Below are 14,618 nucleotides of genomic sequence, written 5' to 3'. Positions count from 1 at the left end.
ACTATTGACGTAGTAAATTAAGAATAAATTTATCGTAGTTTCCTGCGTGTTGGTACTCACCTGAAAGTAGTCTAACGCCTCTTTCTAAATGAGCATTAAAAAGCTCTGGGAAGAATTCGACGTCGCTCACTTCTCTCTGAGCATGTTGAGCGATTAACGCTCTATACAAGTAGTCATGTTCACCGGTCAACGTGTTTCGGTTAAATTCAATCCCGCCAGCCTCTGATGGAGTTGGAGAAGGGACTGAGCTCTGTTTTAAAGAAAGAGAGACAGCTATTCTTGCTAGAATGTTTGGTGTTAAGTTAGTAGAAGATTGTAATTGCTTAAGTCGATCTGCTACATAACTAGATGTTTTTAATCGAAAATTCATTTAACTGTCACCTCTGATTGAGAAAGTTCAAAATAGCGATTATGAATAGTTACACTTTCCTCTGAAATAATAAAATCAAGTGTATACTCTTTGGCAACATAAGGTTTTACGATCTCGTAATGAGTTTTGTCGATTTCAGAGTCCGTACTTAAAATAATAACTTGTTCACTACAAGTAGGGATTAATTTTGATAAAACGGTTTGTTTATGAGTTTTATCTAGACGTCCTAATAGTGTATCAAAGATAAATGGTAGTCTAATACGGGAACACTTAAACATCGCCCATGCAATAGAAAGTAAAAGAATTTCTTTCTCGCCTGAAGAAAGGCGATCTTTTAAGATTTCCTGATGGTTGCTGTTGTATAAAGTTACATGAAACGTTTTGGGGTCAATTTGAAGAGCAGTAACATAATCTTTCTTTCTCATAAGATCATTTAGCATTCTTGTAGCTTCAATCTGAACATGTTGTAACTTCTTCTGTAACTGTTGTATACGGAATTGTTCACTTAACACTTGAACATTTTTTGCAATAGCAAATGAGTTTGTTGCCTTTTCACTAGCGAGCAACCTTTCTTTTTTACTATTACGGTCTTTTTCTGTCTCTGCAATTTTATATCCTAATGTTTCTCGTTCCATTTCAATTTCCGTAAGTCTTTGTTCTAGAGTAGTTAATTGTTTTGAAATGTCTTCAATTTCGGAAATGATTTCTTTGAAATCATGAGTTGAATCATTGATTTCAATTTTTTTACGAAGAGCTTTCGCTTCTTCAAGTAGACGTTGATTTTCTTCTATTGATTCAATATAAGAGTTAACATTTAACTTTTCTAATTCACTTACAGTTGATTGTATTTCACTTCTTTGAGCAAAAGATGCCCTGTGAATTAAGTCTGTTTGTGGTTTTGGGAACAAAGATAGAAAACGAGTTCGTAATTCATCAGTTTGCTCTGATGGTGCAATGTCTTTTACTAATTCATTCATTTTTGCAACAGTTAATTTTTGTGACAGTTGCTCATGCAACTCAAATGAGTGTTCCAATTCCATTTGCTCGTTTACGTCGTCAAACAAATCCTTAACTATAATCAACGGAAGTTCAGTAGCAATAAAATCTTTCATCTTCTCCGAATTATGTTTACGTTGGTTTTCTATCTCGTTAACATTAGATTGGAGAGATTTACGCTCTTCCTTAACAAGACCACCATTGAGATCAAATTGTTTCTTTAATTCTTCAGATTTTTCTTCAAGAGATACAATCTGTGTTTGGATTTTTTGTTCTTCATTAATAAATTTCTCGTATTCCCGATAAAGTGATAAAATTTCTTCATCAAGCTTATAGATATCCTCTTCGTCTTTCGTTAGTTGCTTCTCCAATTGGGCTTGTTTAATATATTGAGATAAATCTCCTTCGAGTGCCTCAAATAAATGCAAATTGAATAAAACCTTGGCTGAAGCTTTTAAGTAATCCGATAATCGGTTATCATTCACAATTCTTGAAATTTCTTCACCATCAAATAAACACATGTTAAATAGTTCAGGAGGGATGGTTTCTTTTAAGCGAGAATGATAGCCTTCTTTATCGACCTCACTTAAATACTGACCATTCCTCATTATTGAAAACTGTTCTTTAGGTGTACCGTTAGATAAGTTCCACATGCGGATAAAACGGTATTCATTTTTTACAAAGTTCTCGACCTCGGTAAACTCTAAAATAATTTGGTAGCGATCTACTCCTTCAAGCACAGCGGATTTATTTAAAAGCGAGTAAATTTGTTTATAGTAGTTATCATTTTCAGTCATAAACCCAAATGAAAAAGCGCCGAAGAGTGCTATACGTATTGAATTAAGAAGGGTAGTCTTACCGGCGCCATTCTCACCACCAAATAAAATGACATTTTGATTTGGTGGTTGAACAGATAAATCAATTTCATGAACACCCTTATAAGCACCTATATTATTTAATATTACTTTGTTTAATTGCATAATTTCATTCGTCCCCTTATAGGTGTAAATAATCTTGTTTTAGTGCCTTTTCAATTTCTTGACTAATACCACGTCTGATTTTATAGCCGTTATAGTCTTTTTCAATAGCGATAAGTCTTTTTAAGAGCTTCATGTCAACATTCATTTCTTGAGACAAAAGTTCCAAGTCAGTTATTTGTTCTGCATCGAATAAAGGACGGTCATCGAATTCCCAGTTTAAATCGTATCCCATGACTTCACGGAATATTTGTGGAACCCGATCTTCAAACTCTCCACTGTCTAACCAATAGCGTCTAATTACTTTTAGTTCCTCTTCACTAATAAGTTCATGATGTTGCTCAGAAGGGTGTTTCAAATCACGTTGCACTTCTAAAAGTTTACGTAGAATTAATTCGCGAGCTTCCATTGTAAATGGCCCTAATCCAAGACGTTGATATTTATCTTCATCTTTAATAAGGATGTTAGGCTCGTCACCAGTTGATAAATCAATATTGTGCTTAATTATATATTCTTTAAGGTCTGTTTTTTCTACAATTTCAAACGAGTCTAAAAGGATCTTTTCTTCTCGTTTTCTTGATTTCTTTGGGATAATAACAAACTCTTGTCCATCAATAGTTTCTACACGAACATCTCTATAGTAAACTTGCCCGTTCATTCTATACTTCTGTCTATATGAACGAACATCACGAATGTCTGCAAGCCAGTTTCTGAATTCGAGTAGGGGAAGCATCCAATCTTCGCCACTTTCAATAAACCCGTTTAATGCTTTATCTTCTGTCACAACTGTACACGTCCAACAACCGAATCGACTGTTCCCACAAGAACCAGCGCTCTCCTTAATCGTCTTATCAACTACTAGGGGACATTCACCACTCGATGAATCTTGATAAAGTTTATTTAAAGCATGATTATCGTCACCCCATGGTGAGTCAGAATTTAAAAGATAGTTCCAAACATCATCTAATGAAAAGTTACGGATTGGGGCAAATACAAAAGCATTTGATAGAGTTGAATGTCTCATAAGAACTTTTCCTTCAACTGTATGTGATTTCATAACATTTGCTCTCGTAGCACTTTCATCGTCACGAACACCTAAAACCATAATCACTTCACCAAAAGCAGATACTTTATCTAAGATAAATTGGTTTGCTGGTTCAATTTTCAAGCGATCAGTACACCAGCGAAACTTCTGATTTGGGGAGGGATAACCTTTTCCAATAATATTGGCCCAGAAAGATTTTTCAGCCGGTGGTTTTACTTTATGTGTTTCAATAGGTAGTCCTAGTTTTAATGCATGCTCTTGAACTCTCCGTAGAGTATCATTAATAGAAGATATAATTAACGGTGTCTCAACTAATGTATCTGAAGAGATAACATATACTTTTTTATGAAGGCTTTCCTTAGGTAAACCAGAAAGGGCTTCGAATACTAATTGGACAACTACAGTTGAATCTTTACCACCACTATAGCCGACAACCCATGGGCGATGATCTTCTAGGTACATTTCCTGTACTAATTTCTTTGCTTCATCCACCTTAGGGAAATCTTTATTTATCATATTAGAAATTAAATTATTTATCATATTACACACCTTGTTTTAATAGATTTTCCATTTCTTCCTCTTGTTCTGTTAATGGAAGAGTTAATTTTCTTTTTATAAGATTGGCAGTTAGAGTAATTGTTTGATTGGTCTTATTAATTCTACCAGTTTGACCATACGCTCGTCCCATCCAATCTTTTCTGTTGCTACGATTCCAGTCAATAGTAGATAATTTCTCTATATATTTGTTCCAATCTGAAGGGTAGTTATAGAAGAGGTAATTGCCTACCACCCCAATAGCCTCAAGGAAGACACCATGTCCAACAATAAAATTGGCTCTTAGCTCTCTGGGGTTTAGTTCTTTATCTAGTACTTGTTTCCATTCGGTCATACTACCAATTAAAGAGAACCAAAAATCTTTTAAAAACGTCTTCTCTTGTTCAGAAATAAATTCACCTTTCTTTTTACCAAGTAGCTTTTGGTTGGTGTTGAAAATGTGATTTAGCGCAAAAAGCTTCGGTGAATTTTTAGAGAGTGAAACACGTTCTTTGTCTGTATAACGTTCAAGTAAAGGTGTTTCTGCTATAATTTCTTTTGTTAACATAGCTAATTGGTCGCGGTGGTCATAAAGAATTCCGATAGAAGATGTAGTATTGACCGCATGTCTGTTTAAATCTGCGAAGATTTGCTGTGAGTTTGAAAGACCATAATCATGGTAGAACACCACAGAAATAGTTTCTTCGCCTAGTTCTGGTGATATTTTTAATGCTTCTTCTATAGCAGCGCGGCGATGCTGACCATCGTTTATTAAGAATTTAGAATCGAGCGAGACTATTAAATTACCTAAATCTTTAAAGTTTGGATTATCGCTAAAGGACTGAAACTCTATCTGACCATCAATAGAGGCAGTTAAGGATGAGAATACATATTCCTTTGAATTTTCAAGCATATAGTTTGTGATGTCCGGAACGCGTGATTTGTTAAGTATCCTTTGGGAACGGTGCTCAGGTGGAATTTCTTCTTCATCAAAGAGAAAAATTTTAGGGATAAGTCTCAAAGGGACCATTACAACGAAATACTCTTTGCCACCTTGTACACCTCTTAACGCGGGGAAATTGTAACTAAATGCAGAATTCATATACATCCACCTCTTTTACGTACGTAATATTATGTTTTTATAATATCTGATAATAAATAAGAGATCAATAGAATTGCTCAGGTTTTAGAGGTTTTTGTTAATTTTTGTTAGAGTATATATTGTAGTACATATTAATTAGTCATGTAGTCCAAATTTAGTTGAGTATTCTAAGAAATCAATCTATAGGAGTCGATAAGTGTGAGCAACCTCCACAACCAATTTTTATATATAATGAACAACTACATAGAAGCTAGACAGCAATCATTTGCAGGCAATCCAATGGGTTCCGTCCTTCGAAATGATGTTCCTGGAGAAATCAGAAGCCTCCCTTTTATCAACTCAAATTACACGATCACGGGATCTGTTGGGCAAGGAAATTGGGCAGTTGTACCTTGGGTTGCTATCATGAATTCAAATATCACTACATCAACGCAGCGTGGCTATTATATTGTCTATCTGTTTAGTGAAGATATGAAACGACTTTATCTAACACTTGCTCAAGGAGTGACAGAATCGACTCGTGAGGAAATGGCTGTAATTAATCAGGAAATACGCACTGAAATAAAGATGGACCCAAAAGTTAAAAAGGATGATCAGATTAACCTTGGACCATCAAAGAGAGCACGAGATTATGCGTATTCAACAGCTGCTTACATTATATACTCGGTTGATGATATGCCTGCTGAAGAGGAGCTCGTTTCTGACTTAGAAAAGATGACGTCCTATTATGAAAGGTATATTGAACTAAAGAGCAACCAGTATCCTGCTGCGAATACTGGTGCTGAAGCAGTTGCAGAAGATAGGGTAAAGCTTTTGTCCTCTCTGGAAGTCATCGAGCATGTTCATTCCTACATAACAAGCAAAGGCTTCTACTATGAAAAAGAAGAAGTCACAAACCTTTTTTACTCTTTAAAAACAAAACCATTCGTCATCCTATCTGGAATCTCAGGAACAGGCAAAACAAAAATCGTCCAGTGGTTTGCTGAGAGTGTAGGGGCAACGGAGGAAAATGGTCAGTTTGCTCTTATTCCGGTTCGTCCTGATTGGAGCGATGGTTCGGATTTGCTTGGGTATACAGATATTAAAGGTGAGTTCAAAGAAGGGCCGCTGACGAGTGTGTTAAAAAAAGCGCTTGATGATCCCAAGAGGCCGTATTTTGTGTTGCTAGATGAGATGAATTTAGCGCGTGTTGAGCATTATTTTAGTGATTTGTTAAGTGTGATGGAGAGTCGGAAATGGGAAGAGGGTAGATTGGTTACCTCGACGATTCTATCTAAAGAAATAGCGGGGAGAGATATTTTTTTACCTGCGAATGTGTACATCATTGGAACCGTGAATATGGATGAAACGACTCATCCTTTTAGTAAGAAGGTGTTAGACCGGGCGAATACGCTTGAGTTTAATCGAGTGAAGCTTGATTACCTTCAATTTTTACAAGATAGAGAGGAAATGGACCCTGTTGTTTTACATAATGGTGTGTTTGCAACAAAGTATCTTCATTTAAAGGATGTATATTCAGCTTATCCAGAGCTTGTCGAAGAAGTGACGAGTGTTCTAGTGGAGATTAATACCCTCTTGCAAATCAATGGATCACATGTAGGGTATCGGGTGCGGGATGAGGTTTGTTTTTATCTTGCTTATAATGAAGAAAGCAAGGTAATGGAACGAAAAACGGCACTTGATCATTGCATTTTGCAAAAGATCTTGCCACGGTTAGCTGGCAGTGATACAAGAATTGAACGGGTATTAAAGGCATTGTTCAAGTTGTTTACCAATAAAGAGATTGAGTATGCACAGGATGCTGCGATGGAGGATGTGACCTATGCGGTGTATCCAAAGAGTGCGGAGAAAGTGTTAGAGATGGTAAGGAGGTTAGAAGACGATGGCTTTACTTCCTTCTGGATCAGCTCCTAAGGAAGTCGAGCTGGTTGTAATTGAGACGACGGCGTTTTCGCTTGTGATAAAAGGAAGACCTTATCATGAGCGGTATGAAGGGCTGCAACAGTATCGAACATTGGATTTTCATGATGTGATGCAATTTGATTGGAGTGGCAACTCAGTTGAAAAGATTCTCGTCTATGATGTGGAGCAACAACAACTCGTTCCACCTTCCGATTTACGGCCGATTTTCTTTGAGAATAGTGTCTATCAAGTCATTGTCCATCCTAAAGGAGACACGGAGCTTTCGTTTTATCATGAACATCCTAGCCTTCGAAAGGCGATTGGTCGAGTAGAGCTTGGCTCGTCGTATTTGTTGATGGGCAATTTGCAGTTTCAAAATGAGGTTGGGCTCTCGACATTTGAGGTTCGGACTGAGCGAAAGACGTTGCTGCAGGTAACGTTGGAGATTTTTCCATCAAAACTTGATTACAAGCGAGATTATCAAAAGCTTTTAGAAGAAGTGAATGATGAGATCTACAATCTTGCGTATCATTTTTTGAAAAAGACATATGTAGGCGCAAAGGTGAAGCTTGATGGACAGCCTTCTTTAGCGGAGTTTTATCGATTGATCACGGTCCATTTTCAAGCGTTTTTACGGGCGATTGAACGGATCGAGCGGCAACCTCATCATAAACTCGTGAAACAGCATGAGAAAGCAAGAGGCGATCAACTGCAGCGACTAGATTCGAAGGCTCGGAGTTATTTGAGAAAGAACCCACATGTTTTTGTTGAAGTGAAAAATGGGGGCGAGTTAGCGAATCGAAACATGATGCCAAAAGAAGGACTGCGAATTCGGAAAGGGTTAACGTATGACACGCATGAAAATCGCTATGTCAAATGGATGATTGGGCGTTTAATTGAGAAACTCGAGTTTTTATATGAGAAGCTAACGGTTCAGAAATGGCGAAAGACGGAAGCGGATGAGGATCTTTTAGAGAAAGTGAAAGACATGATTCGCAAGCTAACGTTGAAAAAGAAAAACCCGTTTTGGAAAGAAGTTGGTTTATTGGACCGTTCCGTTATGAGTCTTGTTTTGCAAATGGCACCAGGCTACCGCGACGCCTTTCAAATTTATTTAACCGTTTCAAAAGGATTAGCGTTACAAGGGAAGCTGTATCAAATGTCGGTAAAAGATGTTGCAGAGTTATATGAAGTGTGGACATTCCTTAAGCTTGGTCAACTGTTACGTAAGAAATATCATCAGGTAAGTCAGGATGTGGTCAAAGTAAATCGAGACGGATTATTTGTAAGACTAGATACGAATCAATCTGCTAAGCGTGTTTTCAAGCATCCAGTGACAGACGAGAAGATTGTTTTAACGTATCAGCACACGGAGCGAAATCCAACAACGACGCAAAAGCCGGATAGTGTCCTGAGCATCGCAAAGAAAGGCAAGGATTATTCTTATGACTATGTATTTGATGCCAAATACCGAATTGATTTTGCTGTAGAAGATAGCTATTACGGAAATCGTTATAAAACTCCAGGACCGTTAGAGGAAGACATCAATACGATGCACCGCTATCGTGATTCGATTGTCGCTAAACAGAAAGGGCCATATGAGCGCACGGCTTTCGGGGCGTATGTGCTGTTTCCGTGGGAGGATGAAACAGGGTACTCGGAGCACCATTTTTATAAAAGTATTGATGAAGTGAATATTGGTGGTTTACCATTTTTACCATCAGCTACGGAGATGGTCGAACAGTTTGTTGAGCATTTAATTGAAAAGAGTCCGGAAGAGATTCAAGAGGAAGGGATTTTGCCAAGAGGAACGAAAGACGACTGGGTTTCCTCATTGGATGAATATGTCCTACTTGGACTTGTTTCGAGTGAAGATCAATATAGAAGCTGTATGCAGGAAGCTGCGTACGTATTGAATGCAGATGCGTTAAAACGGGGCTGGCAGGAAGCATCTTATGTAGCGCTGTATGTAAGCAAAGAGGCGAAGATGACTCGAAATGGTGTGTGGAATTACGGGAAAGTGAAGGATGTAGAAGTTGGAGAAGATGGCTCAGTGCGGTTTGTGGTTGATTCTTGGTTGAATTTAGGCTCTGTGATACAGCCTGTTCATTATGGAATAGCGGGGTATGCGATGACGACTCTTACTCATTTGAAGGAAGCGAAGGAGTTACCAGAGTTATTCATGAAATCGAAGGATGAACTGTCCGTTTGGCGAATGCTGCGGCGGGTATCGGACTGGATTAAGGTAGATCTCGATTCGGAACAATTAGATGAAGCTAGTAGTGTGCAGCATTTTCGGTTTAAGGATGTTGAAGTTCGGATGAATGGGGTGGAGAGTAAGATCGAGATTGTGAAAGGTGAGTTTGTTAGGGTGGTTGAATATGAGGAATTGCGGAGGAAGCCGAGTGGGGTGTTTCGTGAGGTGTTGAGGGTGATCGGGGAGTAGGTGGGGCAGGGAAAAGGATTTGTCCTGGACAAATCCTTTATTGCTCCTAATTGCTTAATGTTGTTTATTCGGTAATTTCTTTTCTGGATGTCCTTTTCCTTGACGCTGTCTATTTTGTTCATCCTTTTGTTGCTTGTCGTGTAGTTTATCGATAAATTGTTTTGTATCATCCATCATGCATCGTCCTTCCTTATCGTTATTTGCTTTATTAAGGTTCCCAATTGAGGGGGAAACATGTATTGGTCTGAGTTGAACATTCAGCAAAGAGTTGGGCCCCAAAAAGGTGTGCTTGAAATCACAGGAAGCAATGTTGCTGCTTTTTGCGATGAGATGATTGGAGATTCGAAAACGTATGCTGATCTCTATCAAGAATCGATATTTAAAAGTCGATAAGGCTAAAAGAAAATAATTGTTGTGATTGCGGAAGACCAAAGCCTAATGCCTCGGTAATTTTTTAAAGAGGATTAGGCTTTTTTACTTCAATATCGTCGACGTTCTTCTATTAGAGAAGCTATTAGGTGATGAAATAGTCTTTCATATGAAAGCAGCAAAGGAACCTGATTATTGTATAGAATTAGGCTCCATTTTTGGGTGATTTTTATGAAGTGAAAGGTCAAAATTATCTATCATTTGATAAAAAGTCCGAAAGCGTGGTATAAGAGTAAAAGGTAAAGGAATAGAGACATTCTTATTTATTATTTTTGGGGGTTCTTTTGTCCCGTTATGAGAGGATTTGAATTTTGATTATGACTGATAATTTTTGGCGTGATTTACCACGACCGTTTTTTATATTGGCACCAATGGAGGACGTAACGGATGTTGTTTTCCGGCATGTTGTAAGCGCGGCAGCTAAACCAGATGTGTTTTTTACAGAGTTCGCAAACACGGTAAGTTATTGTCATCCAGAGGGGAATCATAGTGTGCGTGGGCGTTTGACTTTTACAGAAGATGAACAACCGATTGTAGCTCATATATGGGGGGATGAACCCGAGCATTTTCGGCAAATGAGTATTGGCATGGCGAAAGAAGGCTTTCGCGGTGTGGATATCAATATGGGCTGTCCTGCACCGAATGTGGTATCAAACGGGAAGGGGTGCGGTCTGATCCGTCGTCCAGACGTTGCAGCAGAGTTGATTCAAGCAGCCAAAGCAGGGGGATTGCCTGTAAGTGTGAAGACAAGGCTTGGGTACACCGATGTAGACGAATGGCGCGGCTGGCTTACACATATATTGAAACAAGACATCGTTAATCTTTCTATTCATCTACGTACAAAAAAGGAAATGAGTAAAGTGGATGCTCATTGGGAATTGATTCCTGAAATAAAAAAACTTCGTGATGAGGTTGCACCGGATACGCTTTTGACGATTAATGGCGATATTCCAGACCGACAAACTGGCTTAGAACTTGTACGCAGGTACGGGGTTGATGGAGTGATGATTGGACGAGGTATTTTTAAAAATCCATTTGCCTTTGAAAAGGAAGCGAAAGAGCATAGCAGTAAGGAATTGCTTGATCTCTTAAGGTTGCATCTTGACCTTTATGATCAGTATTCAAAGGAACTTGTCACACGTCCATTCAAATCTCTTCATCGTTTCTTTAAGATCTATGTCAGTGGCTTTCGAGGGGCGAGTGAATTAAGAAATCAATTGATGAACACAGCGTCAACAGATGAAGTGCGGGCATTGCTTGATGATTTTGAGTCAATGAGTTTTGATACTGGGTGGACCGCGGGGACAGGTTCGTCGTCCCGTGACTCGTAAGCATATACGGAGTTGATGGAATTACGATTGGGCGGGGTTAAGGTTGCATCTGGATCTCTATGATCAGGATTCAAAGGGACTTGTCACAAGCCCATTCAAATTTCTTCATCGCTTCTTTAAGATCTATGTCAGTGGCTTTCGAGGGGCAAGTGAATTAAGCAATCAATTGATGAACAGAGTCAACAGAGGAAAGCGGGCATTGCTTGATGATTTTGAGTTAAAGAGTGTGGATACTGGTATGTAAGAGAAGGTTCCTGACCCTGGTACTTTAGAGTATTTGGGGGCAGGAATCTTTTTTTGAAGTTTGAAAATCGTGATCGTAGTCTAAGTGCATGAAGAGTAAGATGAAATTTGTGATAGGCGAGTAGGGAGAAGCTGGGAATGGATCGGAATCAGGAGTACTACTAGAGTTGAAGAAACGAACATGATGAGGTTGTTATTTATGAGTGGTATCAGGTACTATTGCTTATTTTGACTACGTAGTAGACAGATACGGTGCAGCAAAAGGTCTTTATTTTCTTAGCTGACTTATTGTAAAAGAATGTACCTAGAGTAACGAAGTACTTTAGCTTAGTAAACCAAATAAAAAAGTCGATTCCTAAATATGAACTGTACTCAATAAAATGGACAGTTTAATAAAATGCAAATCGGCTTTTTTTATTTTGGGAGTTCCCTACCCGTGAAATCCGCATTTTCTGACGTTCCCCCTACATAAAAATAAATTCTATTCAACTCTAGTATAAATACTTTCAAATCTTTTAATAAGTTAAAGTTACTTAATTTGTGATATGATTAGTTTAAGTAACATTGTTTTTTAAAAAAGGGGGGGACCACTTGGAATATGTTGAACCTATAAAAGAAATTAGGAAAATAAATGAGATAAAAAAGATTTTAGACGATAAATCAGATAGAGACCTGCTTCTTTTTGTGCTTGGGATAAATACTGGGGTAAGAGTTTGCGATTTATTAAAACTTAAAGTTGAAGGAAGACGTATGGGCCTATGGAAAACCCAAAGAATTTCTTTTTGTTATTGAAGAAAAGATTTCTGAAAGAAAAGCATACTATATAAATACAAAAGTAAAATCAGCAATAAGTAATTTTTTACAAAACCGAGAGCTTGAATTGGATGATTATCTGTTTAGGTCTAAAAAACTGAATCTCCCCATTACACGTCAGCAAGCTTACCGTATTATTAACAATGCTGCAAAGGAAGTAGGCATATCAGGTAACATTGGCACTCACACTCTTCGAAAAACGTTTGGTTATCATGCATATCGGAAAGGAATTGCGATTTCCATATTAAAGTCGATTTATAATCATTCCACCTCAGCTGAAACTCTACGCTATATCGGTATAGAGAAAAATGAAGAACATTACATAAAAATAGATGTAAATCTATAAAAGTAAGATAACTATTAATATTTAAAGAAAGAAGGCTCTATTTTGATTGATCAGTCATATAACGATTATTTTATTTTATTAAGTGCTTTGCTTTTAATCATCGGGGTTTTGACAACAAAGTTCTCTTCTCGTCTAGGAGTACCCGCTCTTATTCTTTTTATTCTTGTAGGAATGCTAACAGGTAGTGATGGCTTAGGATTTATTCATTTTGATAATCCTCAAATGGCTCAACTAATTGGTATTTTTGCCTTAATTATCATACTTTTCGAAGGTGGGTTACAGACAAAATGGTCAACGGTAAAGTCTGTGACCAAGCCAGCCCTTTCACTTGCTACGTTAGGTGTCATTTTAACGACGGTTATAGTGGCTTTGGCAGCAAAGTTAATCTTAGGTGTTTCGTGGCTTGAAGGCTTCCTGTTTGGTGCTATAGTTGGTTCAACTGATGCCGCAGCTGTATTTGCTGTGTTAAAAGGTCAGAATATTCGAGCGAGGCTAGGGGCTACGCTTGAAGCGGAATCTGGCTCCAATGATCCGATGGCAATGTTTCTGACTATTTCCTTTATCCAATTGATTCTTATTGATAACCCTTCCTATTTATTATTAGTTGGTTCTTTCTTCTGGCAAATGGGAATTGGTTTAGTTATAGGCTTACTTTTAGGAAGGTTAGCTACATTTGCGATTAATCAGATTAACCTAGATTCAAGTGGATTATATCCAGTTTTTGCTCTTGCCTTTGCTTTATTAACGTATAGTCTAACAGATATAGTACAAGCGAGTGGACTATTAGCTGTATATGTTGCGGCACTAGTTATTGGTAACTCTGATTTGACGTATCGCCAATCAATCTTTAGATTTAACGAAGGATTTGCGTGGATAGCACAGATCTTGATGTTTACGATCTTGGGACTATTGGTATTCCCATCTCAACTAATAACTTTTGATGTTATTGTTAAAGGATTATTGCTGTCAGTGATTTTAGTGCTAGTTGCACGACCGATTGCTGTTTTCCTATCAACAATAAAAATGGGTTATGACTTAAAAGAACGAGTATTTCTCTCTTGGGCTGGCTTGAGAGGGGCTGTACCAATTGTTTTAGCAACGTTCCCGATGTTAGCTGGTCTAGAGAATAGTCAATTATTTTTTAATGTTGTCTTTTTCGTCGTATTGATTTCTGCTTTAGTTCAAGGTTCGACTATTGCCACGTTTGCAGAAAAACTCGGACTGGTTGGCCCAAAGAAAATCGAACCTCCTCACTCTTTGGAACTCGTATCAATTGGTAAAGCAAATGCCGAGATTCTTGAATTCGAAGTAAGTGAAGAAACAAACATTACAAACAAGCCACTAGCAGCAATTGATTTTCCAAACGATGTTTTAATCAATGCAATAATAAGATCAAATGAACTTATTACACCGTATGGAGAGACAGAAATAAAGGTAGGAGACATCTTATATATTCTAGTAAGTAGAGAAAGTAAAGAAGAGTTGAAAAAAATGTTGAAACAAAATTAAAAATTAACCCTCCACTTCGATAGTGAAGTGGAGGAATGAAAGAAAGTTATTTTGGTTCTTTTTTTCCTTGTCAGCTGGGGGAGTCCTTTTGAACTTTGGTTTAAAACTATTATACCAACGAGAACGTCCAGGTGTAGAAAGAGAAATTGAAGTATTTGGTAATTCTCTTGATTTGATCTCTTATAGTTTTCCAAGTGGGCATACAATGAGACAAAAACGATTACCAAAAGATGGATGGCAGAAGGAATTGTGATAGCTTCTATATTTTTAATTATTGCAATTCCGTTAAGCAGGGTGGTCTTAGATGTTCATTATATATCAGACATTATTGCAGCTACTTTGATCTCGGTAAGCTGGTTTTATGGTTGGTTGTTTATATTTGAAACCAAGTCTACGGGTCATTATGAGTTAAAAATGTTACTATAAAATGGACGTGATAATTCTATTTATCTTAATTGGGTGTACCAGTAGTGCTAGTGCTGATGAACTAACAAATATTATTCATATTGATGAAGAGAAAGCATTAGAGATAATAAACAGTCTTTGAATGAAGTTCAAAATAATTGTTGACCCTT

Annotated in this window: 13 protein-coding genes and 2 pseudogenes; 10 read left to right on the top strand and 5 right to left on the bottom strand. The window is 37.6% G+C overall.

Annotated features, from left to right (window positions below; genetic code table 11):
• Position 1: 1 nt before the first annotated feature.
• The 4 genes from dndE to dndB are packed head-to-tail and all read right to left on the bottom strand — an operon-like array spanning position 2 to position 5,024.
• Positions 2–370, bottom strand: a complete 369-nt coding sequence (gene dndE, locus LQ50_RS02045) for a DNA sulfur modification protein DndE (RefSeq protein WP_034625575.1) — start codon at positions 368–370, stop codon at positions 2–4.
• Positions 367–2,346: a DNA sulfur modification protein DndD gene (gene dndD, locus LQ50_RS02040; protein WP_034625566.1), complete on the bottom strand. Its 1,980-nt coding sequence runs from the start codon at positions 2,344–2,346 to the stop codon at positions 367–369. Before dndD ends, dndE begins: the two co-directional genes overlap by 4 nt.
• Before the next feature lie 16 nt (positions 2,347–2,362).
• Positions 2,363–3,928, bottom strand: coding sequence for a DNA phosphorothioation system sulfurtransferase DndC (gene dndC, locus LQ50_RS02035; protein ID WP_034625564.1), 1,566 nt, complete (start codon positions 3,926–3,928; stop codon positions 2,363–2,365).
• 1 nt (position 3,929) lies between these two features.
• Positions 3,930–5,024, bottom strand: a complete 1,095-nt coding sequence (gene dndB / locus LQ50_RS02030; RefSeq protein ID WP_034625561.1) for a DNA sulfur modification protein DndB — start codon at positions 5,022–5,024, stop codon at positions 3,930–3,932.
• A 201-nt stretch (positions 5,025–5,225) separates the two neighbouring features.
• Between dndB and LQ50_RS02025 the strand changes: the two are divergent.
• Both LQ50_RS02025 and LQ50_RS02020 read left to right on the top strand, forming a co-directional pair.
• A pseudogene (locus LQ50_RS02025) lies at positions 5,226–6,938 on the top strand (MrcB family domain-containing protein); the annotation flags it as partial.
• The gene (locus LQ50_RS02020; RefSeq protein ID WP_034625559.1) at positions 6,907–9,372 is read left to right on the top strand and encodes a restriction endonuclease-like protein; all 2,466 of its coding nucleotides are present in this window, start codon (positions 6,907–6,909) and stop codon (positions 9,370–9,372) included. The pseudogene LQ50_RS02025 and the gene LQ50_RS02020, both read left to right, overlap by 32 nt.
• Before the next feature lie 54 nt (positions 9,373–9,426).
• Here LQ50_RS02020 and LQ50_RS24785 read toward each other — a convergent pair whose 3' ends face one another.
• Complete coding sequence (locus LQ50_RS24785) at positions 9,427–9,546, bottom strand: DUF4023 domain-containing protein (RefSeq protein ID WP_084138602.1); 120 nt, start codon at positions 9,544–9,546, stop codon at positions 9,427–9,429.
• Positions 9,547–9,651: 105 nt separating this feature from the next.
• Between LQ50_RS24785 and LQ50_RS24780 the strand changes: the two are divergent.
• The 8 genes and pseudogenes from LQ50_RS24780 to LQ50_RS25145 all read left to right on the top strand — a co-directional run.
• Positions 9,652–9,765: pseudogene (locus LQ50_RS24780) on the top strand (DUF1048 domain-containing protein); the annotation flags it as partial.
• Positions 9,766–10,118: 353 nt separating this feature from the next.
• Positions 10,119–11,132, top strand: a complete 1,014-nt coding sequence (locus tag LQ50_RS02015; protein WP_034626015.1) for a tRNA dihydrouridine synthase — start codon at positions 10,119–10,121, stop codon at positions 11,130–11,132.
• Between the two features lie 43 nt (positions 11,133–11,175).
• Positions 11,176–11,376, top strand: a complete 201-nt coding sequence (locus LQ50_RS02010; protein WP_034625556.1) for a hypothetical protein — start codon at positions 11,176–11,178, stop codon at positions 11,374–11,376.
• A gap of 590 nt (positions 11,377–11,966) precedes the next feature.
• Complete coding sequence (locus LQ50_RS26575) at positions 11,967–12,167, top strand: site-specific integrase (protein WP_308417910.1); 201 nt, start codon at positions 11,967–11,969, stop codon at positions 12,165–12,167.
• On the top strand, positions 12,112–12,534 hold the full coding sequence (locus tag LQ50_RS02005) for a tyrosine-type recombinase/integrase (RefSeq protein ID WP_308417909.1): 423 nt from the start codon (positions 12,112–12,114) through the stop codon (positions 12,532–12,534). Before LQ50_RS26575 ends, LQ50_RS02005 begins: the two co-directional genes overlap by 56 nt.
• A 42-nt stretch (positions 12,535–12,576) precedes the next feature.
• Positions 12,577–14,043: a potassium/proton antiporter gene (locus LQ50_RS02000; RefSeq protein WP_052144531.1), complete on the top strand. Its 1,467-nt coding sequence runs from the start codon at positions 12,577–12,579 to the stop codon at positions 14,041–14,043.
• 88 nt (positions 14,044–14,131) lie between these two features.
• Positions 14,132–14,296, top strand: coding sequence for a hypothetical protein (locus tag LQ50_RS25300; protein ID WP_161784648.1), 165 nt, complete (start codon positions 14,132–14,134; stop codon positions 14,294–14,296).
• Positions 14,293–14,469 (top strand): phosphatase PAP2 family protein, encoded by a 177-nt coding sequence (locus LQ50_RS25145; protein WP_161784647.1) that lies wholly within the window; start codon positions 14,293–14,295, stop codon positions 14,467–14,469. Before LQ50_RS25300 ends, LQ50_RS25145 begins: the two co-directional genes overlap by 4 nt.
• Positions 14,470–14,618 lie beyond the last annotated feature (149 nt).

It is taken from the genome of Halalkalibacter okhensis (assembly GCF_000787375.1).
Classification (GTDB): Bacteria; Bacillota; Bacilli; order Bacillales; family Bacillaceae_D; genus Halalkalibacter; species Halalkalibacter okhensis.
Note: the sequence above shows the minus strand (reverse complement) of the source record. Positions and strands in the feature narration are given on the sequence as shown.

Excerpts from the sequence above, each read along its gene's own strand:
- dndE (WP_034625575.1), bottom strand. The coding sequence starts at position 370 with ATGAATTTTCGATTAAAAACATCTAGTTATGTAGCAGATCGACTTAAG.
- dndD (WP_034625566.1), bottom strand. The coding sequence starts at position 2,346 with ATGCAATTAAACAAAGTAATATTAAATAATATAGGTGCTTATAAGGGT.
- dndC (WP_034625564.1), bottom strand. The coding sequence starts at position 3,928 with ATGATAAATAATTTAATTTCTAATATGATAAATAAAGATTTCCCTAAG.
- dndB (WP_034625561.1), bottom strand. The coding sequence starts at position 5,024 with ATGAATTCTGCATTTAGTTACAATTTCCCCGCGTTAAGAGGTGTACAA.
- LQ50_RS02020 (WP_034625559.1), top strand. The coding sequence starts at position 6,907 with ATGGCTTTACTTCCTTCTGGATCAGCTCCTAAGGAAGTCGAGCTGGTT.
- LQ50_RS24785 (WP_084138602.1), bottom strand. The coding sequence starts at position 9,546 with ATGGATGATACAAAACAATTTATCGATAAACTACACGACAAGCAACAA.
- LQ50_RS02015 (WP_034626015.1), top strand. The coding sequence starts at position 10,119 with ATGACTGATAATTTTTGGCGTGATTTACCACGACCGTTTTTTATATTG.